This window comes from Corynebacterium pelargi (assembly GCF_014635485.1).
Classification (GTDB): domain Bacteria; phylum Actinomycetota; class Actinomycetes; order Mycobacteriales; family Mycobacteriaceae; genus Corynebacterium; species Corynebacterium pelargi.
In genome coordinates this window covers 711,275-734,368 of the sequence record NZ_BMCX01000001.1, presented here as the reverse complement: position 1 = coordinate 734,368, position 23,094 = coordinate 711,275, and the positions used below count along the sequence as shown (strand labels likewise).

General features: G+C 57.8%; 20 protein-coding genes and 2 tRNA genes. 16 read left to right on the top strand and 6 right to left on the bottom strand.

Annotated features, from left to right (window positions below; translation table 11 throughout):
- Positions 1-48: 48 nt before the first annotated feature.
- Positions 49-2,661 (bottom strand): aminopeptidase N, encoded by a 2,613-nt coding sequence (gene pepN / locus IEU99_RS03300; RefSeq protein WP_128889346.1) that lies wholly within the window; start codon positions 2,659-2,661, stop codon positions 49-51.
- A gap of 72 nt (positions 2,662-2,733) precedes the next feature.
- On the opposite strand from pepN, the gene IEU99_RS03295 reads away from it, so the two are divergent.
- Both IEU99_RS03295 and IEU99_RS03290 read left to right on the top strand, forming a co-directional pair.
- Positions 2,734-3,357: a mycothiol-dependent nitroreductase Rv2466c family protein gene (locus IEU99_RS03295; protein WP_128889347.1), complete on the top strand. Its 624-nt coding sequence runs from the start codon at positions 2,734-2,736 to the stop codon at positions 3,355-3,357.
- Between the two features lie 10 nt (positions 3,358-3,367).
- The gene (locus IEU99_RS03290; RefSeq protein WP_128889348.1) at positions 3,368-3,832 is read left to right on the top strand and encodes a ribose-5-phosphate isomerase; all 465 of its coding nucleotides are present in this window, start codon (positions 3,368-3,370) and stop codon (positions 3,830-3,832) included.
- Positions 3,833-3,981: 149 nt separating this feature from the next.
- Here the strand turns inward: IEU99_RS03290 and IEU99_RS03285 are convergent, their stop codons facing one another.
- Entirely contained in the window at positions 3,982-4,200 is a 219-nt protein-coding gene (locus tag IEU99_RS03285) for a helix-turn-helix transcriptional regulator (RefSeq protein WP_128889349.1), read from the bottom strand.
- A 189-nt stretch (positions 4,201-4,389) separates the two neighbouring features.
- On the bottom strand, positions 4,390-4,542 hold the full coding sequence (locus IEU99_RS03280; RefSeq protein WP_188358276.1) for a hypothetical protein: 153 nt from the start codon (positions 4,540-4,542) through the stop codon (positions 4,390-4,392).
- Positions 4,543-5,089: 547 nt separating this feature from the next.
- Here IEU99_RS03280 and IEU99_RS03275 point away from each other — a divergent pair.
- Both IEU99_RS03275 and IEU99_RS10960 read left to right on the top strand, forming a co-directional pair.
- Positions 5,090-5,911, top strand: a complete 822-nt coding sequence (locus tag IEU99_RS03275; RefSeq protein WP_229718358.1) for a DUF2326 domain-containing protein — start codon at positions 5,090-5,092, stop codon at positions 5,909-5,911.
- A 243-nt stretch (positions 5,912-6,154) separates the two neighbouring features.
- Positions 6,155-6,289, top strand: a complete 135-nt coding sequence (locus IEU99_RS10960; protein WP_229718357.1) for a helix-turn-helix domain-containing protein — start codon at positions 6,155-6,157, stop codon at positions 6,287-6,289.
- A 270-nt stretch (positions 6,290-6,559) separates the two neighbouring features.
- Here the strand turns inward: IEU99_RS10960 and IEU99_RS03265 are convergent, their stop codons facing one another.
- Entirely contained in the window at positions 6,560-7,252 is a 693-nt protein-coding gene (locus IEU99_RS03265) for a metalloregulator ArsR/SmtB family transcription factor (RefSeq protein ID WP_206731214.1), read from the bottom strand.
- 126 nt (positions 7,253-7,378) lie between these two features.
- Between IEU99_RS03265 and arsD the strand changes: the two genes are divergently transcribed.
- Together arsD and arsA are read left to right on the top strand one after the other, a co-directional pair.
- A complete protein-coding gene (arsD, locus tag IEU99_RS03260; protein WP_229718356.1) occupies positions 7,379-7,801 on the top strand; it encodes an arsenite efflux transporter metallochaperone ArsD in 423 nt (140 codons plus the stop codon).
- A complete protein-coding gene (gene arsA, locus IEU99_RS03255; RefSeq protein WP_128889351.1) occupies positions 7,792-9,564 on the top strand; it encodes an arsenical pump-driving ATPase in 1,773 nt (590 codons plus the stop codon). The genes arsD and arsA overlap by 10 nt, the downstream gene beginning before the upstream one ends.
- A 496-nt stretch (positions 9,565-10,060) precedes the next feature.
- Here arsA and IEU99_RS03250 read toward each other — a convergent pair.
- A tRNA-Gly gene (locus tag IEU99_RS03250) sits at positions 10,061-10,132 on the bottom strand.
- A 169-nt stretch (positions 10,133-10,301) separates the two neighbouring features.
- Between IEU99_RS03250 and IEU99_RS03245 the strand changes: the two genes are divergently transcribed.
- The 6 genes from IEU99_RS03245 to clpX all read left to right on the top strand — a co-directional run bounded on the left by IEU99_RS03245 (position 10,302) and on the right by clpX (position 15,956).
- A tRNA-Pro gene (locus IEU99_RS03245) sits at positions 10,302-10,375 on the top strand.
- A 70-nt stretch (positions 10,376-10,445) separates the two neighbouring features.
- Positions 10,446-11,786 (top strand): trigger factor, encoded by a 1,341-nt coding sequence (tig, locus tag IEU99_RS03240; protein ID WP_128889352.1) that lies wholly within the window; start codon positions 10,446-10,448, stop codon positions 11,784-11,786.
- A gap of 136 nt (positions 11,787-11,922) precedes the next feature.
- Positions 11,923-13,179, top strand: coding sequence for an HNH endonuclease signature motif containing protein (locus IEU99_RS03235; protein ID WP_128889353.1), 1,257 nt, complete (start codon positions 11,923-11,925; stop codon positions 13,177-13,179).
- Positions 13,180-13,305: 126 nt separating this feature from the next.
- Positions 13,306-13,905: an ATP-dependent Clp protease proteolytic subunit gene (locus tag IEU99_RS03230; RefSeq protein WP_128889354.1), complete on the top strand. Its 600-nt coding sequence runs from the start codon at positions 13,306-13,308 to the stop codon at positions 13,903-13,905.
- A gap of 15 nt (positions 13,906-13,920) precedes the next feature.
- The gene (locus tag IEU99_RS03225) at positions 13,921-14,550 is read left to right on the top strand and encodes an ATP-dependent Clp protease proteolytic subunit (RefSeq protein WP_128889355.1); all 630 of its coding nucleotides are present in this window, start codon (positions 13,921-13,923) and stop codon (positions 14,548-14,550) included.
- A gap of 131 nt (positions 14,551-14,681) precedes the next feature.
- On the top strand, positions 14,682-15,956 hold the full coding sequence (clpX, locus tag IEU99_RS03220; protein ID WP_128889356.1) for an ATP-dependent Clp protease ATP-binding subunit ClpX: 1,275 nt from the start codon (positions 14,682-14,684) through the stop codon (positions 15,954-15,956).
- Between the two features lie 69 nt (positions 15,957-16,025).
- Here the strand turns inward: clpX and IEU99_RS03215 are convergent, their stop codons facing one another.
- Entirely contained in the window at positions 16,026-16,712 is a 687-nt protein-coding gene (locus IEU99_RS03215; RefSeq protein WP_371869466.1) for a TetR/AcrR family transcriptional regulator, read from the bottom strand.
- A 421-nt stretch (positions 16,713-17,133) separates the two neighbouring features.
- Here IEU99_RS03215 and IEU99_RS03210 point away from each other — a divergent pair, with 421 nt between their 5' ends.
- The 4 genes from IEU99_RS03210 (at position 17,134) to IEU99_RS03195 (ending at position 22,790) form a co-directional block, all read left to right on the top strand.
- Positions 17,134-18,108 carry a malate dehydrogenase gene (locus tag IEU99_RS03210; protein ID WP_128889357.1) on the top strand — a complete coding sequence of 325 codons (975 nt, stop codon included), beginning with the start codon at positions 17,134-17,136 and terminating at the stop codon, positions 18,106-18,108.
- Between the two features lie 76 nt (positions 18,109-18,184).
- Entirely contained in the window at positions 18,185-20,896 is a 2,712-nt protein-coding gene (locus IEU99_RS03205; protein ID WP_128890781.1) for a valine--tRNA ligase, read from the top strand.
- Positions 20,893-22,368, top strand: a complete 1,476-nt coding sequence (gene folC / locus IEU99_RS03200) for a bifunctional tetrahydrofolate synthase/dihydrofolate synthase (RefSeq protein WP_128889358.1) — start codon at positions 20,893-20,895, stop codon at positions 22,366-22,368. The genes IEU99_RS03205 and folC overlap by 4 nt, the downstream gene beginning before the upstream one ends.
- Positions 22,365-22,790 (top strand): DUF4233 domain-containing protein, encoded by a 426-nt coding sequence (locus tag IEU99_RS03195; RefSeq protein WP_128889359.1) that lies wholly within the window; start codon positions 22,365-22,367, stop codon positions 22,788-22,790. The genes folC and IEU99_RS03195 overlap by 4 nt, the downstream gene beginning before the upstream one ends.
- Positions 22,791-23,094 lie beyond the last annotated feature (304 nt).

The window sequence follows — 23,094 nt, the reverse complement described above, 5'->3', positions numbered from 1 at the left end:
ACCTGTGGATAAGTGGGGCAAAGTTTTTTCTTCTCCGCGCCCGCGTTCCTAGCCGCGGTCGACGCGCTGATTGTGCAGCGCTCGTTGTTGCTCGGCGTTGCCTTCGGCGATCACGCGCTGAAGCCCGGCCGGCAGTGAGCGTTCAAGGAACTTCGCCGAGCGCTCATGAGCTTCCTCGCTGGTGTCCCAGCCGGGGAATAAGCCGGTGACGGTCACCAGTGCCACCTCGGAGGACATGGCTTGCCAGAGGTGTTCGGCGTGCTCGTAGATGGCCTGGTTGAGGCCACTGAGCGCGTTGCTTGATGCTGGGGCACGGAGCCCTTCAATCTTGTGGCGTCGGTACAGGTTGGACATGGGGTTGTCCGGGTCGATGAGCTCTTCGAAAATCGCTTCTTTGACCTTCGCGTCCGGCTGGGCAGCTTCTGCTTTGATGGCAAACAGCTTGGCTGCCGAGGTGGGATCGGATTCCAGCAGCGCGTTGATTCGACGCTCTACCTCATCGCCGGTGATAAAGCCGTTGGCAATCAGGGCGATCAAAAGCTGCCAGCGCAGATCGGTGTCGACAACCACGCCGGGGATGGCGTCGGTGTCGTCGACAAGCAATTGCTCGAAGATCGCTGCGGTGGATTCCGACACCTGAATATTGGCCAAAGTTAGGAGGAAGGAGAGTTGGCGGTCGCTGCCCGGTGCGGCCTGCTTGGCCCCCTGGAGGCAAATGTCTTCAAGCAGAGCATTGCCGTGCTCGCGCGCCCATGCCGGGTCGGCGTAGGAGTGGAGGGCTCGGCGGGCTTGCATGAGGACTCGTTCAAGCACGGCGATGTGGGTTTCGGCGGGGGCGCCGCGTTGGACGAGCTGGAGGAAGTCGCGGGCGCGCATCGTGCCGGCGCGGGTGGCCTCCCATGCGGCGGACCAGCAGAGGGTGCGCGGCATGGCGTCGTCAATCTTGTCGATGTTGTTGAGCACGAAGTTGCTCGAAGCCTCATCGAGCTGCATGAGGCAGTAGGTGAGGTCGTCATCATTGACGAGCACCAGATCAGCGACCTCGCAGCCAACGAGCTCAGGCACCGGGGTTACAGCGCCTTCGACGTCCACCTCAACGCGCTTGAACCTGTGAACCTGATCGCCTTCGAGGCGGTAGAGGCCAACGGCGACGCGGTGGGTGCGCAGTTCGCCGGCGCCGGGGGCGGCGGGGCCTTGGTGGATTTCGAAGCTCGTATACTCTCCTAACTTTTGCTCAAAGTTAGGAGAGAGGGGGTTGACGCCTGTGGTCTTGAGCCATTGCCCGGCCCACCCACTGAGATCCCTGCCCGACGCGCTTTCGAGTGCTGCGAGCAGATCGTCGAAGGTGGCGTTGCCGTAGGCGTGCGTGGCGAAGTGTTGGCGCACTCCGGCGAAGAAGGCTTCGCGGCCGACATAGGCTTGGAGTTGTTTGAGTACGGATGCGCCTTTGGCGTAGGTGATGCCGTCGAAGTTTTGCTCGACGGTTTCGATGTCGCCTGCGTCTGCGGTGATGGGGTGTGTGGTGGGCAGTTGGTCTTGTTGGAGGGCCCAGGATTTTTCTACGTTGGCGAAGGTGACCCAGGCGTTGGTGTATTCGGTGGCTTCGGCTTGGCTGATGGCTGCTGACCAGGTGGCGAAGGATTCGTTGAGCCAGAGATCGCCCCACCAGCGCATGGTGACGAGGTCGCCGAACCACATGTGGGCCATTTCGTGCAAGATGGTGTCGCAGCGGCGTTCGTAGCGGTATTCGGTGACTTTGGAGGAGAAGACGTATTCGTCGCGGAAGGTCACGGCGCCGGCGTTTTCCATGGCGCCCATGTTGAATTCGGGCACGAAGAGCTGGTCGTATTTGCCGAATGGGTAGGCGATGCCGAAGTGGGCGTGGTAGTAGTCGAAGCCCTGTTTGGTTTCTTTGAAAAGCTTGTCGACGTCCAAATGCTGCGCAAGGGAAGCGCGGCAGAAAATCGACATGGGGATCTCGAGTGTGTCGGGCTGATCCTCGGGCGTGGTGTCGTAGCGGGTCAGCGTGCCCGACCAAGTATCGGATACCTCGTAGTATTCGCCCGCGCATACCGCGACGAGGTAGGTGGATAGGGGATAGTCGATGCGCGAGCGGTGCACGCTGTGATCCCCGGCTTCGGTGATATCGGCGGCAGCGTTGCTAATGACCTTCCAGTGGGAAGGCGCGGTGATTTCAAAATCGTAGGTGGCCTTGAGGTCTGGTTGATCGAAGCAGGCGAACATGCGCTTGGCGTCGGCAGTTTCGAACTGGGTGTAGAGGTAGACCTTGTCGTCTTCGGGATCCACGAAGCGGTGCAACCCCTGGCCGGAATTGGAATAGCGCGCGGTGGCTTCAATCATCAGCTCGTGAGCGCCTGCACGCAGATCCAGCGAGATGCCTGCTGCCTCCTGGTAGACGCCATCCGTGCGCGGCACGGCGGCATCGGTGATGTCGACGTCATCGAGCACCAATTTGTGGACGTCCTCGGCGCGCAGGTCGATAAAGGTGCTGCCGTCTTCGAGGGCTTCGAACGACACCAGCGTGCGCGAAGGGAAGGTCTTCTCCGAGGCAGTGAGGTCGAGGCTGACGTGGTAATTATTCACGCGCACTAGCGCTGCGCGTGCCTGGGCTTCGGCTTGGGTGAGATTGATTGAAGACACCTTTGTGCTCTTCCTCCTACAATTGGTTTCACATTCCCCTCCTAACTTACGCAAGGAATTACAAGGAGCACCATGAGTGAAAAAGTGACGTTCTGGTTCGATGCCACCTGCCCATTTTGTTGGATCACCTCCCGTTGGATGAAGGAGGTTGAACAAGTCCGTGACGTGCAGGTGCAGTGGGTGCCGATGAGCCTCGGCGTGCTCAACGAGGGCCGCGAGGAACTGCCCGAGGCGTATCGCGAGCACATCAAGGCCGCCTGGGGCCCTGCGCGCGTGGCCACCATCATTGCGCTGCAGGCACCGGATCGCCTCGACGATTACTACACCGCCATCGGCACGAAATTGCACAATGAAGGCCAAGGCGGCCGCAGTGGTTTCGGGGCCTATGACGATGTGATTGCCGCGACCCTCGATGAGCTCGGCCTCGACCCAAGCTTTGCGCAGGTGGCGAATACGCAGGACGTCGACAAGCAAATGCGCGACTTCCACCAGCAGGCCATGGACGCGGTCGGCAACGATGTGGGCACACCGGTGCTCAAACTTGGCGACGCAGCCTTCTTCGGCCCCGTGCTCACCCGCATCCCCAAGGGCGAGGAAGCCGGCAAGCTTTTCGACGCCTCCGTCACCCTCGGCAACTACCCCCATTTCTTCGAACTCAAGCGCTCCCGCACCGAAGACCCCCAATTCGACGCGTAGGATAACCCCCATGCGTGTATATCTCGGAGCGGACCATGCAGGGTTCGAAACTAAAAATGCCATCGCCAAGCACCTCGAAGCCCAAGGCCACGAAGTAATCGACTGCGGCGCCCACGAATACGACGCCAACGACGACTACCCCGCCTTCTGCATCGACGCCGCCACACGCGTCGTCGCCGACCCAGGCTCCCTCGGCATCGTCCTCGGGGGCTCCGGCAATGGCGAACAAATCGCAGCCAACAAAGTCAAAGGCGCACGCTGCGCCCTCGCCTGGTCACCAGAAACCGCCAAACTGGCGCGCGAACACAACAATGCGCAGCTCATTGGCATTGGTGGGCGGATGCACTCTGAACAAGAAGCACTCGCCATCGTCGACTCCTTCCTAACTTCCGCATGGAGTCAGGAGGAGCGACACCAACGACGCATCGACATTCTGAGCAAGTACGAAGACGACGGAGTGCAGCCCGAGGCTTAACAGCGCGAAGAAAAAAGATTTGGCCACTTATCCACAGGCGTGGGTAGGTGGCCGATTGTTATCCACAGGTTTTGGGTGTTGCGGGGTGAAAGTTTAATTTTCCGCTGCGGTGCATTCCCAACCCCCACCCTCCTAACTTCCTCCGGAAGTTAGGAGGGTTTTCGGCCTTGAGCGCGTTGCTCGACCCACGCTTTGATTTCCTCGGAATTCCAAAGCGTTAATCCATGAAGTTTTGCGGTGGGGGCGGGCGCCCGGCCTCGCCCTGCGTAGCTTGTGAAGGTGCCGCGGGCGGTGCCGGAATATTCCGCGCAGTCCACGGCAGTCCAGAGTTCGATACCGGTTTCCGCGTCAATGATCTTCGGTGTCATGACTCATATAGTAGAGGTCTTATTGAAAAAAGGGTAGTTCCCTGCTCAGTGTCCTTATTCCCCTGAACTGCACTTTTGCAGCTTTTAGATCTTGATAGGTGAGTCTTTTAATGACAATAAGCGTTTGCTCATGAGAAAAACCTCCGATCGCTTGCTTGCGTTCGGAGGTTTTATTTTGACCAAAGGTGGTCACGGGTCCGCTGCGACGACAAGCCACGCCCGATCATCGAGTTCCATCCCGGATTGAACATCATCGAAGGTGCCGACGATGCACAAAACTCGATTGGCAAAACCACCTTCATGCAGATCATCGACTTCGTCTACGGTGGTAGCCAGTTTCAAGAATCTGACGTAGTCCGCCTAGGAGGAGCTGTCGGCCACCACACCATCTATTTCACTCTGCACCTGCACGGTACCGACCACCACTACTCACGCTCCACGGAACGCTACGGCTATGTGACTACCTACGCCGACCCAGACTGGAAAATCGAGACGGGCAGCTTGTGCCACTGGAGCAGTATTCACAGTTCCTCCTTACTAGCTATGGGCTGGAATACACCGATACAACCTGGCGAGACATCGTCACCCGCTTGGCCCGTCTAGACGAGGAAGTGCTCGGTACCCTCGACTGGCCACTGGCTGCAGTCTCACGAGAATCCAACAAAAATGGCGCCCTGGTCACGCTCCGTCTGTTCGGTTCCCACGAAAAAGCAGTCACCGCTCAAAAACAAGTTGATGAGCTGACCAAAGATATCAATGCGATTCAACGCGTCTCCAACGGCGACTACATGCCTTATAGGGCCCTAAAGGCAAGACGCAACGAAAGACAGCCGAGCAGGAACTCGCCCACGCGCGAGAAGAATCTAAACAGCTCCGGCGCGGCAACGACTTGGACCTCTTCCAAGCAGAGATCCAGGCACGCAAGGAACGCGAATCAGCACGCGCAGTCCTTCGCCCGCTCACTACTAAGCTAGCCCAACTTGAGGGCCGGCTCGCCAACGTGACAACCCTCCTAGACGGAGGAACCCGCATCACCACCAGCGATCTCGCAGAGTTCTACACCTACTTCCCACAAGCCAATCACGAAAAGCTCGAGACCGTAGAGTTCTATCATCACGAACTCTCACGAATCCTTCGAAGCCAACTCGAAGAACAACAACACGTATACAGGGCGCAGATCGAACACCTCACGGAACAGATCCGGCAGAAGAAAGCACACATTCTGGCCTTAGGAGAATCTGCCTTCCTCGATGAGGAAACCTACAATCACGCCCTGGAAGTACACGGCACAGTACTGCGCCTCGAAGTCCAAATTAAAATCTACGACGAGAAAGAAGAACTCAGGAACCAGCGCAAGCACCTGCTCGAAGACCTCCTAGGAAAAGCAGTCACCGGGGCGATCACAGCCGACTTCAAGGCTGTCATGAATGAAGTCAACAGTGAGCTGTATCCGCACGGCGACCGGAAGGTATGCCCAAAGTTCCGGTTCAAGGTGACCACCAAGGGCATCAATTACGAGTTCGATCACTGCGGAGACCGGGGCTCCGGAGCAAAATCACGACACGTAGCCATCTTCGACGTCGCGATGCTCCGCCACACCCCACTGCCATTCCTCATCCACGACTCCGCAATCATCAAGCTCGTCGGGCACGCACCCGTCAGGGAACTGCTCAGCGTCTACATGCAGTCCGCATCTCTCCAGCAGAGCTAGTGAGCCAAAGCAAGTCTTCTTCTCCTTCGACGCAACAAAGGCATACGGCCAGCGCGCCGAAGAACTCGTCGAAGCCACACGAGTCATCCATCTTGACGACGGCGCCCGAGCACTCTACGGCTTCACCTGGAACACAGAAACGACTGACGAGAACAACTAGCCATGCCTATCACCTTCAAACCGCTATGGAAACTCCTCATCGACCTAGACATGACAAAAGGGGAGATGTGAACCCAAGCAGGCTTGCCCCCTGCTACCATCGCCGAACTTGGTAAAGATGGCGACGTTACCTCCGAAGTCCTCGCCAAAATTTGTATCGCACTGGACTGCCAACTCTCTGATATTGCAACCATCATTCCCGAGGAGCCTGCGGAATGAAATTCAATAAGAAAGCACATCCGTAAGTAAGTATTAGTTCGACAAAGTCGACACGAGGCTCACACCCTTAGATTGGACCGACAAACACAGGGCGAGGAGCTGCCTGAGAGAGTGATCCGAAGTGACATCCGGACTTCACCAAGAGCTTTTCACCGGCTCCACACGACTCTTATTAGAGCTACGGAAATCTGCGCGAGAACACTAAAAACGTCACTCTGAATACCTCCCGGTTGTACCAAGACTCTTTGCAACCAGAGAGGCTCATGGGGATTACCCTTGGGAGACTGTGTCCAGCAGTTCCTGGACGCGTGTTCTAATTTGGTCGATGATGACCCGCACTTCTTCGAGTGGACGATCGCTGGGGTCGTCGATCTCCCAGTCTTGATAATGGACTCCCGGGAAGAAGGGGCAGGCTTCGCCGCATCCCATGGTGACGACCCAGTCAGATGTTTTCACCTGTGCAGGGTCAAGTGGCTTGGGTTGAGAATCAGGTTGAAGGCCGAGCTCGGCAAGGGCGTCAACGACGACAGGGTGAACAACATCAGCAGGTTCAGATCCTGCCGACAGGATCGTCACCCCTTCTGGTGCAAGTTGCTTAGCTAACGCTGCGGCAATCTGGGAACGTCCGGCATTTTGCCGGCAGGCGAACAAGATCGTGGTTCCTGAGGTTGCGGCATTAACGTTCATAGCGGCTCCTGGGGCTAAGTTCGCGAGAAGATTTTGATCAAAGTCTGGGTTGAGCGTGAAGTACGCCCATTTCCCTCGCTTCTGTCTTTCGAGAACCCTTGCCTTCACCAGTTTGGCCAAGTGGTGGGAGATCGTCGATTGGCTCATGCCGAAGGCATCAGGAAAGTTGCATGCACACACTGGGGACGGGGCAGCCCGCCTCACCATCAAAGCTAACTGCAGTCGAGTGATATCACCCAGTGCCTTGAACTGCTCCACCCGGGTTTCAAGCGACACCGACGGCAAATCCACCTTACCTACGGGGCGGGTACACGTGCGACTATCATTCACTCCTCCACGATACCACATATTGACAGTTGTCGATATGTGAGTCTAGTATGTTATGTATCGATAATCATCGATATGACACGTGGAGGTACGAAGATGGCCAAGATTGAGATCTTTGACCCGGCGATGTGCTGTTCGTCGGGAGTATGCGGCGAGAACGTTGACCAGGAAGTCGTTGATGCGGCGGCGGCTGTGAGTGCCGCGCGAAAGGAAGGGGTGGACGTGGTGCGGCACAACTTGGCCAGCGCTCCGTTGGAGTTTGCATCCACTCCGGTTGTACGGGAGTTGCTTGAGTCTGAAGGGGCTGATTCTCTTCCTGTTGTGGTGATTGACGGCGAGATCGTCCTTAAGGGTGTGTATCCCACCCTGGCGCAATTGCGTGCGTGGGTGCGTCGAGATTCTGTGGGCAACTCCGATTCTCAGGTTGCACGTGACGGCCGATCGGAGCTTCCGGTGGCAAGCTCGTCGTGTTGTGGAGGTGCTTCGGGATGCTGTTGAGCCAGTGGCCGCCAACAACGAAGTTTCTGATGTTCACCGGCAAGGGTGGGGTCGGTAAGACGACCGTGTCATGCGCTACCGCTCTTTCACTAGCTGCGCAAGGGCGCAAAGTCTTGCTGGTTTCGACGGATCCCGCGTCAAATGTTGCTCAGGTCTTCGGTCAATCCATTGGATCTGAAATTACTGCACTAGGCGACGTTGTCGCCAGGGAGATGGGGATGGAGGTCAAGCTCGATGCGATCGAGATTGACCCGAACGTGGAGGCAGAAAAGTATCGCGAGTCGATTCTTGAGCCAGTTCGTCACCTTCTGCCGCCCGAAGTGCTGCGCGAGTCCGAGGAGACGCTCTCTGGCTCATGCACGGTGGAGGTCGCCTCATTCAACAGCTTTGTTGACTTCCTCGTCTCCCCAGACATCGTCGATGCCTACGATCACATTATTTTCGACACCGCCCCCACAGGCCATACGCTGCGGCTGCTCGCACTGCCGGGCGACTGGTCGTCTTTTATCGAGAAGGGGACCGGTGATGCTTCCTGCCTTGGCCCATTGTCAGGGCTTGATAAGCATCGGCAGACCTACGAAGATGCGGTCAATGCGCTGAAGGACCCTGCGCTGACCACTTTGGCGCTTGTGGCACGTGCTCAAGATTCCACTCTTCAGGAGGCTGAGCGCGCAGCCAGCGAGCTCTCGGAACTCGGGGTTACGCCGCAGGCGCTGGTTGTCAACGCACTCTTGCCCAAAGCAGACAACGACCCGCTCCACCGTAGGCTCATGCTCGGTGAGCAGAGCGTCCTCAAGGGGCTGGCGACCACCCATCCAGCGCTCAGTGGTTTGGCATGCTTCACGATTCCCATGAACCCTGAACCCGTCATGGGAATCAACGGGCTAACTACAGTTGCCCCGCAGTTCCATGAGAACGTGCCAGGCCTTGAGGAACTACCATCCGCCAAAGTTGCCGACATTAACGAAGTGGTGCAATCTGCCCTGTCTCAGGCAACAGAACAGATCATCGAAGGCGGCCCCAAAGTCGTTCTGACAATGGGTAAAGGTGGAGTAGGTAAGACGACCGTCGCGCAGGCACTGGCCATCTCTGTCGCTAGCAAGGGGTTGCCTGTGCTTCTGGCGACTACTGACCCGGCTTCACACTTGGATATGACTCTTCCGCAGAAATATCCAGGCCTCGATGTGGTCAGCATTGATCCGCACAAGGTCGTGGAAGACTATCGTCAAGAAGTGCTCAACACCAAGGGCGCGACACTGGATGCTGATGGCCGAGCACAGCTCATCGAGGACCTCGCCAGCCCATGCACAGAAGAAGTTGCTGTCTTCAGGGCATTCTCTGCTGTCCTAGAAGAAGCTGACCACCGCTGGGTCATTATCGATACAGCTCCCACCGGACACACCCTGCTGCTTTTGGACGCTACCGGCTCCTATCACCGAGAGCTCCTTCGCCAATCCGGGGCAACCGAAGGTAGCGATGGCACACTGACCGCTCTTATGCGTCTGAGAGACCAGGACCGGACATTCCCGATCCTGGTAACGCTACCCGAGTCGACTCCGATCTTGGAAGCCAAGGAACTCGCTGATGACCTCGCCCGCGCTGGTATTACCCCACGAGCCTGGGTCATTAACCAGTACCTACCAATGAACCAGACGCAGTCGACGTTCCTTCAACAACGAGCCACAGCGCAACACAACACCGTGGAGCGTTACCTCGCCACAGACCAGATGCACACCCCTATCTGGGAAATCCCGGTGGCATAGCCACATCAGAGCAAAGGTGGGGTGTCCGGGAGAAGTCGACTTCTGGACACCCCACCTTGATCGTTTCTAAGGGCGTTAAACAAGAACTCGATTGAGAGATTACATCTACTTAACGACATCGGGCAGGCTATCCCATGAGGCCTTTAGCGAATACTATGAGCAGACCGAAAACACTCGAGCGCCCAGACAATTACGCTTTCCCATGCGATATGCGAGCTCGGTGAATCGCTTCGCAAGCACCATCAAAGATAACGGCTTTCTAACCAACATCCTCACAGATACATCGGGAAACCATTTGACGCTAGGCCATACTTTTTGACGCTTCCTGCCTCAACCAGCCAAGCCACCCACTGAGAGGACACTCCGAAGGCCCGATCAGCCACCGACAGGGCCCCCGACCACGACACCCAAAAACCTCTCTAGAACAGCGAAAACGCCACCCCGGACACTTCCCGGAATGACCGGGATTCCTTGTATCCAGAGTGACGTTCTTTTGAGGGAATGACGGGAATCGAACCCGCGTCTTCAGCTTGGAAGGCTGAGGTATTAGCCACTATACGACATTCCCGAGGGCTTGCCTTGCCTGTTGAGTAACTCTAGGTTGCTTGCCCTATCGGGTGCAAGCTGCGTTCGGAAAGCTCGCATTGACCTGGGAATTTATAAAAGTTAGGAGGGGCGATTCAGTAGTTTGGGCTTTGTCTGTGTACACTGCTGAACCAGGCCTTGTAAGGGCTTCACGGGACGTGGCGCAGCTTGGTAGCGCACCTGCTTTGGGAGCAGGGGGTCGCAGGTTCAAATCCTGTCGTCCCGACAAAGGTCCCTCCATCGCTTTCAGCGTGGGGGGATTTTCAACGAAATCAATTTGAGCAGGAGTGTGACTCGTGAAGAGTTCCGTCGAAAAGCTGAGCGAGACCCGCGTCAAGCTCACCGTAGAGGTTCCCTTCGAGGAGCTGAAGTCGGAAATCGACCAGGCGTATGCCGCTTTATCGCAGCAGATCAACATCCCCGGCTTCCGCCGTGGCAAGGCGCCACGTCAGCTTATCGACGCTCGTGTTGGCCGTGGGCCGGTGCTGGAGCAGGTCGTGAACGACATGCTTCCCTCCCGCTACCAGCAGGCTTGTGAGGAGCACGAGCTTGCTGTGGTTGGTCAGCCCAGCATCGACATCACCAAGATCGAAGACAATGAACTCGTTGAGTTCACTGCCGAGGTTGATATTCGCCCCGAGATCAAGGTGCCGGACTTCTCCAAGATCGAGGTGACCGTGCCGGCGCTGAAGATCGACGACGAGGCCGTCGACAAGCAAATTGATCAACTTCGCGAGCGCTTCGGCGAGCTGAAAGACACCAAGCGCAAGCTGAAGACCAACGACTTCGCCGTCATTGACCTCTCCGCCACCGTCGATGGCGAAACCATCGACGAGGCCACCACCGAGGGCATGTCCTACCAGGTTGGCTCCGACGACCTGATCAAGGGTCTTGACACCGCCCTGCGCGGCCTGAAGACCGGCGAGTCCGCCGAATTCACCACCAAGCTCGAAAATGGCGAGCACGCCGGCGAAGAAGCCACCGTGACCGTCACCGTGCAGCAGACCAAGGAGCGCAAGCTGCCCGAACTCGACGAAGAGTTCGTCCAAATGGCCTCCGAATTCGACACCGTCGAAGAGCTGCGCGAAGCCACCAAGGAGCAGGTCGAGCAGCAGGCTAAGACCACCCAGGCCGGCGCCATCCGCGACGAAGTGCTCAAGGCCGCACTCGCCGAAACCGAATTCGAACTGCCCCAGGGCGTTGTCGACGAGCAGGTGCACGCACAACTGCACCAGATCCTCGGCCAGTTCGGTGGCGACGAGAAGATGCTCAACTCCATCCTCGAAGCCCAAGGCATGGACCGCGAAGAGTTCGACAACAACAACCGCAAGAACTCCGAAGAAGCCGTGCGCACCCAACTCTTCCTCGACGCAGTCGCCGAAGAAGAGCAGCCCGAGGTCAGCCAACAGGAACTCACCGACCACATCCTGTTCACCGCCCAGAGCTACGGCATGGACCCCAACGAGTTCGTCATGCAACTCCAGCAGTCCGGCCAAATCGCCAACGTCTTCGCCGACGTCCGTCGCGGCAAAGCACTCGCAGCAGCCATCTGCCGCACGAGCGTGACCGATGAAGAGGGCAATAAGGTTGATCCCGCCGATTACTACGGCGAAGAAGAAACCGACGAAGACTCCTAACTTCTCAGCAAACTTAGGAGGGGTTATCCACAGATTTCCCTAAATCTGGCGCCTAACCCCAAGTTATCCACAAGACCCACGCCCCTCGGCGTGGGTCTTGTTGCGTCACCACCTCGTTGATGCTCAGAATGCAGCCATGAAGGTCTCGGGGGCAATTGAAATTTTCGCATCGCGCGGTGTTGAGGTGGCGCGGTTTTTCTACCAACAGCAGGAATTGGGGCATAAGCGATCGGATATCGCGGCTGCGACGGGTTTGACTGAGTCGTGGGTTGGCAGCGTTTTAGCTTTAGGAAAAGTCCTGTTCGGCTTCAGCGAATCACCCATGCTGCGCGAACGCGCCATCGCGGTCGCAGAAAGAAACCTGCTCGGCATCGAGGTGCTCAAAGCTATCAACGCATCAGTGCGCTCCCTCACGCCCGCAAGTAGCCTGGGCAGAGAGGAACTCCGCCTCGAACTGTATCAATGGGCCGAGGGGCGCAGCGTGGCGGAAGTCAAAGCGCACGCCACCGCACGGGTTCGCGAACTCAACGGCGAAGAACACACCCCATGGCGACGCTCCTTAAGAATCTCCGCCACCGCAGACGCCGGCGGACAGCGCCACCTGCACCTTTCGCTTGCCGACGCCACCATGGCCCAAGTCGAATCCGACCTGCATCGCCAAGCCAGGGGGTTGCGCAAGCGCGATCCGAGCCTGAGCCATTCCCAAGCCATGGCCGACGCCGCCACCTCCCTCCTAACTTCTGGCGGAAATCAGGAGGAGCAGCAGCGGCTACCGATGGTCATCATCCCTATCACCGGCGCCCGCCACGCGGAGCACGGCCTGCTCTCAACCACCGACGGCGCCCAAATTCATTTTTCCGAGCTTGCCGACGCCATCCTGCACGACCATGGCCTGGCGCTGTTCTATGGCGAAAACGCCACCACCGGTGTGCCGGAACCCGTGGGCATCGTGCCTTTTGAACCAATCCACGACAATCCTGGGCGCTACGCCAACAACACCCAGCGACTGGTAGCACAGGCAGACCAAGTGTTGTGCGCAGACCCCGACTGCCACCGTCGGGCGGTCAATTGCCAGTTGCATCACGTACAGGCGGCGTCGAAAGGCGGCGTGACGAGCCAAGAAAACCTCGTCGCAGTCTGCGCCACTCACCACGGCGGAAACGACGACGACCCCGAAAAGCCAAAAAATGGGCGTTACGAGCGCTGCCCGAGCAGTGGAAGAGCAGGGCACAGGGCGCCCGGGGCGAAAGAAGTGCGCCAGAATCTCAGGCCGGCGGCAGCGAATTCGGCGAGAGCCATTGCACACCGAATGTTCGAAGAGTATCGAAACGACCCGGCTTGGCAGGAACTGGCCACCAACAAGATGCGCGCGCTCATCCAGAGGCTGGAATAGGCAAGACTCGCTGTTAGCGAACAGGCAACACCGAATGGCGGTGGGGGAGGTAACGTAGGTGCCATTCGATCGCCTCCCTCCTAACTTTGGGGCGGAGGCAGGATGTGATGAAGGAGAACCCCACCAATGTCTGATCTCACCCCTAAAGCACAGGGTGGCGCCGGCATGAATCTCAGCGATTCTGTTTATGAGCGCCTGCTTCGCGAGCGCATTATCTTCCTAGGAACCGACGTTAATGACGAGATTGCGAACAAAATTTGTGCGCAGATCTTGCTGTTGTCCGCTGAGGATCCAACTCGCGATATTTCCCTTTACATCAACTCACCTGGCGGTTCGGTCACAGCCGGCATGGCCATTTATGACACGATGCGATACTCCCCGTGCGATATCGCTACTTACGGCATGGGATTGGCTGCGTCGATGGGGCAGTTCCTGCTCTCCGGTGGCACCAAAGGCAAGCGTTATGCGCTGCCTCACGCCCGCATTATGATGCACCAGCCTTCTGCTGGCGTTGGTGGTACCGCCGCCGATATCGCTATCCAGGCTGAACAATTTGCTCAGACTAAGCACGAATTGGCTGAATTGATTGCAGAGCACACTGGCCAAACCTTCGAGCAGATCACGAAGGATTCTTATCGTGACCGCTGGTTTACCGCCCAGCAGGCCAAGGAATATGGATTGGTCGACCACGTCATCGAAACGGCCGAAAAGCCGCTGGCAAACTAAGGCAGGAGAATCAACATGAATCAAAACGGTATGCAAATGCCCGAATCGCGCTACGTCCTGCCTTCCTTTATTGAGCAGTCGGCGTATGGCACGAAGGAAACGAATCCTTACGCGAAGCTCTTCGAAGAGCGCATCATCTTCCTAGGAACCCAGGTTGATGACACTTCCGCCAACGACATCATGGCGCAGCTTCTCGTGCTCGAAGGGCTCGATCCCGATCGAGAAATCACCATGTACATCAATTCGCCAGGTGGTTCTTTCACCTCCCTTATGGCGATTTACGACACCATGCAGTACGTTCGCCCCGACGTGCGCACCGTCTGCTTGGGTCAGGCCGCTTCGGCAGCCGCAGTGCTGCTTGCCGCGGGTGCTCCCGGTAAGCGCGCCTGCCTTCCTAACTCGCGTGTATTGATCCACCAGCCGGCCACCGAAGGTACTCGCGGGCAGGTTTCCGACCTCGAGATCCAGGCCAAGGAAATCGAGCGCATGCGTGTGCTCATGGAAAACACTTTGGCACGCCACACCGGTCGTAGCGCCGAGCAGATCCGCGAAGACACCGATCGCGATAAGATCCTCACCGCTGAAGAAGCAGTCGAGTATGGCATCGTCGATCAGGTTTTTGATTATCGAAAAATGAACGGCTAGGTCATTGTTTGGCGTCCGTCTCCCCTCCTAACTTTCTTCGAAAGTTAGGAGGGGAGATTTGACGTAAGCACTAGAGTGTTTCTTAAACCTCCCAGCTTCTTCGACCTTCGGATTGGAAGTTTCTTCTTTTTATGACTCGTATTCAGGAAAGCGCTGATCTGCTCAAGTGCTCTTTTTGCGGCAAAAGCCAAAAGCAGGTGAAGAAGCTGATCGCCGGTGGCGGTGTGTATATCTGCGATGAGTGCATTGAGCTGTGTAATGAGATTATCGAGGAGGAGTTGGCCTCAGGCGCTGGTGAGCAGCTCGATTCGGATGATCGCCTGCCGCGTCCCTCTGAGATCTCTGCATTTTTAGACAAGTACGTGGTTGGCCAGGATGAAGCGAAGCGTGTTTTGGCCGTGGCCGTCTACAACCACTACAAGCGTGTGCGTGTCTTGGAGTCTGGGCGCCGTCCGAATGAGGACGATGCTGAGCTGCAGAAGTCCAACATTTTGATGCTGGGGCCTACGGGCACAGGTAAGACGTATTTGGCTCAGACGCTCGCTAAGCTTCTCGACGTCCCGTTTACCATCGCTGACGCCACTTCCTTGACCGAGGCCGGCTACGTTGGCGAGGACGTGGAAAATATCGTGCTGAAGCTGCTGCAGGCTGCTGACTTCGATGTGCAGCGCGCACAGCGCGGCATTATTTACATCGACGAGGTGGATAAGATTTCCCGCAAGTCGGATAATCCCTCGATTACTCGTGACGTCTCCGGCGAGGGCGTGCAGCAGGCCTTGTTGAAGATTCTCGAAGGAACCGTTGCATCCATTCCTCCACAAGGTGGCCGCAAGCATCCGAATCAGGACTTCATTCAGGTCGATACCTCCAATGTGTTGTTCATTGTCGCCGGTGCGTTCGCCGGTCTAGAAAAGGTCATCGCTGAACGTCGTGGCAAGCGCGGCATTGGTTTCGGCGCCGAACTAGGCGACGGCCAGCACAACCCCGATGCTGTCGACTTCCAGGACGTGCGCCCAGAAGATTTGGTGAAGTTCGGTCTTATCCCCGAATTCATCGGGCGCCTACCAGTGGTGGCCACGGTGCGTGACCTCGATGAGCCTGCCTTGATTCGCGTGCTCACCGAGCCGAAGAACGCCTTGGTCAAGCAGTACAAGCGCCTCTTCGAGCTCGACGATGTCTCCCTGGAGTTCGAAGAAGACGCACTGGCAGTCATCGCTCATAAGGCGGTTGAACGTGGCACGGGTGCGCGTGGTTTGCGCGCCATCATGGAAGAAATTCTCGTGCCCGTCATGTACGACATTCCAGACCGAGAGGATTTGGAGTCGGTGATCATCACCGCCGACGCTGCTCGTGGCGAAAGCGAGCCTAAATTCGTGCAGCGTGGCGGGGAAGAAAAAACTGCCTAAGGAGTAGAGACGACTCAGGGCCGTTGCAGCATCGCTGCAACGGCCCTTTCTCCTAACTTTCTTCGAAAGTTAGGAGAAGAGGTCGGAGGAGATTTCGTAGTCGCCAGATTTCTCCGCCGCTTCATCCTCCCGCTGCTCAGCCCCGCTGAGGTAGCTGGTAGCGGATGTGGTTTTGAGTGTGGAGGTTAAAAAGGCGAGGACTGCGTCGATGACGAGGCGGTTCATGCCTTGGGTGTTTTCCTCGTCCATCATGTCGATGTCGTAGAGGTTGATGGTGGTGGAGCGGGAGTTGATGCGAAAGACTGCTAGTGACGCGATGAGCGTGAATACGTCTTGGGCGGAGATTCCTGGGCGGAATGCTCCTGAGTCTTGGCCGAGCATGAGCAGTTTGTCGAGTTGCAGGGTGATGGCGGATTGGTCGGAGAGGGGAGTGGCCTCGGCGATTTTGCCGTAGTGGTGGAGGTTTTCCATTTGGAGCATGCGCACTGCTTCGGGGTTTGCCACGTAGGTGCGGTAGACCGCGTCGACGACTTTTTTCACTCCGTCGACAGGCACGGAGGATTCGAGCTGCATTTCTTCGGGGCTTGGGCGTAGGCGTTGCACGGCTGTTTCGAGGCAGCGGCGATAGAGGCCCTTTTTGTCACCAAAGTGGTAGTGAATCATTCGCTTGGACATGCCGGAGGTTTTGGCAATTGCTTCGAGTTTGGCGTCCGAAAAGCCCTTGGTGGAGAACATTGCTAGTGCGGTGTCGAGCACGTCTTCTGGTGTGACATTTTCGTTGTGTACCTGCTGATTGGCGTTTTTATTCTTTTCGCCGTTTCCCGTCACTGCTTTTTGCCTCCTGTGTACTCGCGGTCTGCGCTGCAATCGTTAGATTTGCAAGGTTTGCTCGTCATTGATCCTAAAGATGTGGGGTTGGATTGTCCTCAACTGTGACATGTGAGTCATGTGAAGCTTGGCTTTTATGTCCTTTTGGGGGTGATTTCGGCGCGGGAATGCCAACAATCGCCCTTGTGTGTTCGATCACTTGTGAGATATTCCGCAGAGCGCTGACCTGCGCTGAAGGTGAAGCTGCGGGGCATGCGTTCCCTGGGCGCGTTACCCTGGTGGGCGATGGTTCTCGCGGCTTTCCTAGTGCTGCGAATCTCAAACAATACTTCTTGAAGGAGTTGCACACATGAACGATGTGAAAAAGGTTGCCGTTACCGGTGCTGCTGGCCAAATCGCCTACTCCCTGCTGTGGCGTATCGCCAACGGCGACGTATATGGCAAGGACACCCCGATTCACCTCCAGTTGCTTGAAATTCCAGAAGCAGCCACCGCTGCCGAGGGCGTGGCAATGGAGCTGCTTGACTCCGCATTCCCCCTCCTGCGTGGCATCACCGTCACCGACGACGCCAACAAGGCTTTCGACGGCACCAACGCCGCCTTCCTCGTTGGCGCAAAGCCACGTGGCAAGGGTATGGAGCGCTCCGACCTCCTGGCCGCCAATGGCAAGATCTTCGGCCCCCAGGGCCAGGCGCTCAACGATCACGCCGCCGATGATGTGCGCGTGCTCGTCGTTGGTAACCCCGCCAACACCAACGCCTTGATCGCCCAGCACGCCGCCAAGGACATCCCCGCGGAGCGCTTCAACGCCATGATGCGTTTGGATCACAACCGCGCCCTTTCTCAGCTTGGTCAAAAGTTAGAAAAAGAGACCACTGAGATCGAGCACCTCGCTGTGTGGGGCAACCACTCCGCAACGCAGTTCCCCGACATCACCTACGCCACCGTTGGGGGCGAGAAGATCGTCGACAAGCTTGATCACGACTGGTACGTCAATGAGTTCATTCCGCGCGTAGCGAAGCGCGGCGCAGAAATCATTGAGGTCCGCGGTAAGTCCTCGGCTGCCTCCGCTGCTTCCGCTGCGGTGGATCACATGCACGACTGGATCAATGGCACTGAGCGCTGGGCATCGGCGGCCGTTCCTTCCGATGGCTCCTATGGCGTGCCCGAGGGCCTGATCTTCGGTCTGCCTACCGTTTCGCGCAACGGCAAGTGGGAGGTCATCGAAGGCCTCGAGCTCAACGACTTCCAGCGTGAGCGCATCGCAGCCAACGTGAAGGAATTGCAAGAAGAGCGCGATGCTGTCGCTGAGCTTCTGAAGTAAAACTTTCCTTCTTTCTTAAGCGCTCGTGGGCATAAGCCTGCGGGCGCTTTTCTCCTAACTTTTGGCAAAAGTTAGGATAGGGGGCGTGACTGCCAACAATGATGCATCGAATCCATCCGACCCCTCCACCCGCCTACCAAAATCTTGGGTGCCCCAAGACCACGAGGCTGATCTCTACCAGTCGTGGGTAGATGCGGGCTATTTCACTGCTGATGCCAGCAGCTCGAAGCCGGCGTTTTCCATTGTGTTGCCGCCGCCGAATGTGACTGGCCAGTTGCACATGGGTCATGCTTTGGACCATGCGTTGATGGACGCCATGGTGCGTCGTAAGCGTATGCAGGGCTTTGAGGTGCTGTGGCTGCCGGGTATGGATCACGCCGGCATTGCTACGCAGTCGAAGGTCGAGGCCATGTTGAAGGAGCGCGAGGGGAAGTCTCGTTGGGACTATTCTCGCGAGGAGTTCATTGAGCATGTCTGGGCCTGGAAGCGCGAGTATGGCGGCACCATTGGCGAGCAGATGCGTGCGATCGGCGACTCGGTGGATTGGTCGCGTGAGCGTTTCACCCTGGATGAGGGCTTGTCTCGCGCGGTGCAGACGATCTTCAAGCAGATGTTTGATCAGGGCCTGATTTATCGCGATTATCGCCTCATTAACTGGTCACCCGTGCTTGAAACTGCCGTTTCGGATATTGAGGTGGTGCACAAGGACGTCGAAGGCGAATTGGTCTCGATTCGCTATGGTTCGCTTGTCGACGATCAGCCCCACGTCATCGTGGCAACCACTCGTGTAGAAACCATGCTTGGCGACGTCGCCGTGGCCGTTCACCCCGATGATGATCGCTACCGCGATCTGGTGGGCACGAGCCTGCCGCACCCCTTCATTGAAGGCCGTGAGCTCAAGATCATCGCCGATGATTATGTTGATCCGGAATTCGGCACCGGTGCTGTGAAGATCACCCCGGCGCACGATCCCAATGACTACGCCATGGGCCAACGCCACGATTTGGATATGCCCATCGTGATGGATGCCAAGGGCCGCATCGCCGATACCGGCACCGAGTTCGATGGCATGGATCGTTTTGAGGCTCGCGTGAAAATCCGTGAGGCTTTGGCCGAGCAGGGTCGCATCGTCAAAGAGGTGCGCCCCTATGTCCACTCCGTTGGCCACTCTGAGCGTTCGGGTGAACCAATTGAGCCGCGCCTGAGCTTGCAGTGGTTTGTCAAGGTAGAACAGCTTGCCAAGATGGCCGGCGATGCCGTGCGTGAGGGCGATACCACCATCCACCCAACGAGCTCCGAGCCTCGCTACTTCGACTGGGTTGACGATATGCACGACTGGACCATTTCGCGCCAGTTGTGGTGGGGTCACCGCATTCCCATCTGGTACGGACCCGATGGGGAAGTGGTGTGCTGCGGCCCAGACGAGCAGCCTCCTGCAGGCTATGAGCAGGATCCAGATGTGCTCGACACCTGGTTCTCTTCGGCCCTGTGGCCGTTTAGCACCATGGGCTGGCCCGATAAGACCCCGGAGCTAGAGAAGTTCTATCCCACCTCCGTGCTGGTCACCGCCTACGACATCCTGTTCTTCTGGGTTGCTCGCATGATGATGTTTGGCACCTTCGCCGGTGTGCAAACCCCTGAGCTGCTTGGTGCCGGCAAGGATGGCCGCCCTGAGATTCCTTTCCATGACCTCTTCTTGCACGGCCTTGTCCGCGATGAGCACGGCCGCAAGATGAGTAAATCCCTTGGTAATGGCATCAACCCCATGGACTGGGTGCGCGACTATGGTGCCGATGCCTTGCGCTTTACGCTGGTGCGCGGCGCGAACCCCGGCGTGGATCTGCCGGTTGGTGAAGACGCAGCCCAAAGCTCTCGAAACTTCGCCACCAAGCTCTTTAACGCCACCAAGTTCGCCCTGCTCAACGGTGCACGCACCGGTGAGATGCCCGCGCGTGAGGAATTAAGCGACGCCGATCGCTGGATCCTCGATCGCCTTGAGCAGGTGCGCCAGCAGGTTGACGACTACCTGGATCGCTACCAATTTGCCAAGGCCAATGAACTCCTCTTCCAGTTCACCTGGGGTGAGTTCTGCGACTGGTACCTCGAAATTGCCAAGGTGCAGATCCCGCGCGAGGGTGAAAGCACCCAAGGCGAGAACACCAAGATCGTCCTGGGCAACGCCCTCGATGCCATCTTGCGTCTGTTGCACCCCTCCATGCCCTTCGTTACCGAGGTGCTGTGGAAGGCGCTCACGGGCGAGGAATCGCTTGTCGTTTCCCAGTGGCCGGGTGCCGAGCACACCAATGGTGGAGCTGCCAGCGATGAGCGCGCAGCCAAGCGCATGGATGATGTGCAAAAGCTCGTCACTGAGCTTCGCCGCTTCCGTTCCGATCAGGGCGTGAAGCCTTCTCAGCGCGTGCCCGCTCGCATTGACTTCGCGGCCGCCGATCTTGAGCAACAAGCAGCCCTGGTGCGCTCCCTTGCCCGTGTTGATGAGCCCGAGGATGGCTTTGCTGCCAGCGCGAGCATCGAGGTTCGCCTTTCGGAAGGCCCGCTTGAGGTGGCGCTGGATACGTCGGGGACCGTCGATAAGCAAGCAGAGCGCAAGCGCCTAGAAAAAGACCTTGCCGCAGCCGAGAAGGAAGTCGATACCACCGCCAAGAAGCTCGGCAATGAGAACTTCCTAGCCAAGGCGCCTGAGGCCGTGGTGGAAAAGATTCGTCAGCGCGCCAAGGTGGCCCACGACGAAGTTGAGCGCATCTCCGCACGCCTCAAGGAGCTTGCATGAGCGAAGTCGAACTCGACGCCAGCGGGCTTTCCTTGCCTATCGACGTCAACGATAAGCATGTCGAGGCGCCCAGCCAGGAGATCACGCAAGAAGATCTAGCAGCCCTTGCGGCGGTGGAGGCGGAACTCGATCAACGCTGGTCCGAGGTGAAAATCGACCCCACCTTGGATCGCATCCAGGCCTTGATGGATCTGCTCGGTAATCCAGAGCGCGCCTACCCGGCGATCCACATCGCTGGCACCAATGGCAAAACCTCCACCGTGCGCATGATCGAGTCGCTGCTGCGCGCCTTCCACCGGCGCACCGGGCGCACCACTAGCCCGCATCTGCAGCTTGTGACCGAGCGCATCGCCATTGATGGCCAACCCATCCACCCGCGTGATTATGTGCGCACCTGGGAAGAGATCAAGCCCTATGTGGAGATGATCGATGCGAAATCCGAGGCTGAAGGCGGGCCGAAGATGAGCAAATTCGAGGTGCTCACCGCCATGGCCTATGCGGCCTTTGCCGATGCGCCCGTGGATGTAGCGGTGGTGGAAGTTGGCATGGGTGGACGTTGGGACGCCACCAACGTGATCTCCGCCGACGTTGCCGTGATCACCCCCGTCGGTACTGATCACACCGAATACTTAGGAGAGACGATCGAGGAGATCGCCGGCGAAAAGGCGGGCATTATCAAGTCGCGCTGGGACGCCGAGGATCTGCTCACGCCTCCTGAAAATATCGCCATCGTGGCCGATCAGGATCCGGCCGCTATGCGCGTCATCCTCGAACAGGCGGTGTCTGTGGATGCGGCCGTGGCTCGTTTGGGCCAGGAGTTTGGGGTCGTGGAATCCCAGATTGCCGTGGGCGGCCAGCAACTGAGCCTGCGCGGTTTGGCCGGCGACTACGAGGACATTTTCTTGCCGCTTTCTGGGGCTCACCAAGCCCGCAATGCTGCGGTGGCCCTGGCTGCGGTGGAGGCATTCTTCGGCGCAGCCCCAGGAAAGCCCCTGGATCTTAATACCATCCAAGAAGGTTTCGGCACCGTCACCTCTCCAGGGCGCCTTGAGCGGGTGCGCAGCACCCCCAGTATCTTCGTTGATGCCACCCACAATCCTCACGGAGCTAAGGCTTTAGGAGGGGCCCTGGATCGCGACTTTGAGTTCTCCAGGCTCGTGGGCGTGGTGGGAGTGTTAGGCGATAAAGACGCCCGCGGCGTGCTCGAAGCCTTTGAGCCCCACCTGGCTGAGGTGGTCTGTACCCAAAACTCCTCGCCGAGGGCCCTAGCAGCCGAGGATCTGGCTGAATATGCCCGCGAGATTTTTGGTGAGGAACGCGTCCACGTCGAGCCCTACTTGCCGGGTGCGGTAGAGCTGGCGGTGGAATTGGCCGAAGACACCGACATCCAATCTGGTGCCGGTGTGATCATTAGCGGCTCGGTGGTCACCGCCGGGGAAGCCCGCACGCTGTTTGGAAAGGACCCCGCATGAGCAAGTCCGAGCAACCCATCGAATACGGCCCGCTTGGCCCAGGTCATGCTCCGGCCAAGGATCCGATGAAAGGCCTGCGAGGGGTGATGGCAGGCACCATGATGATGGAGTCGATCTCCTTTTATCTGGTGCTCACCGTGATCCTGCGCGTGGATGGCGGATCCTATTGGACCACCTTTAACTGGGTGTATGTCACCGCCGTTGCTACCGCGATGCTGTTGCTGAGCTTTATGCAGCGATTCTCGTGGGCAATCAAGGCCAATCTCGCCATGCAGGTCTTTGCCCTGCTTGGCTTCTTTGTGCACGTCTCCATGGGCATTATGGCCATCATCTTTATCGCCGTGTGGTGGTATCTGCTCTACCTTCGCAAGAACCTCATTGAGCGCATGAAGCGAGGTTTGCTTACCACGCAGCACATGTAGCGCAGCCTCATCCGTCAACGGGTCTGAGCACTGAAGCCTCCCTTTTGGGGGGCTTTTCTTTTTCCCTTCTTGGGGCGCTTCAACTATTTGCAACACCCAAGCTACCCCCTAAGAGGGGTAAGGAGACTTTGCTGATTTCTCGCCGCGCGCCACGCTAAGGGGTTAAAAACAGCACGTCAATGACGCTAATGCCAGGCGTTTGAGCCCCCGCGTGAGGCTTGGGCATTGATGGCTATCAAAGTGTTGCTCTTTCTGGTTTTTCCTACGGAAGGAGCCGGTCTTAATCTTTCCTGGTGGAGGTAGC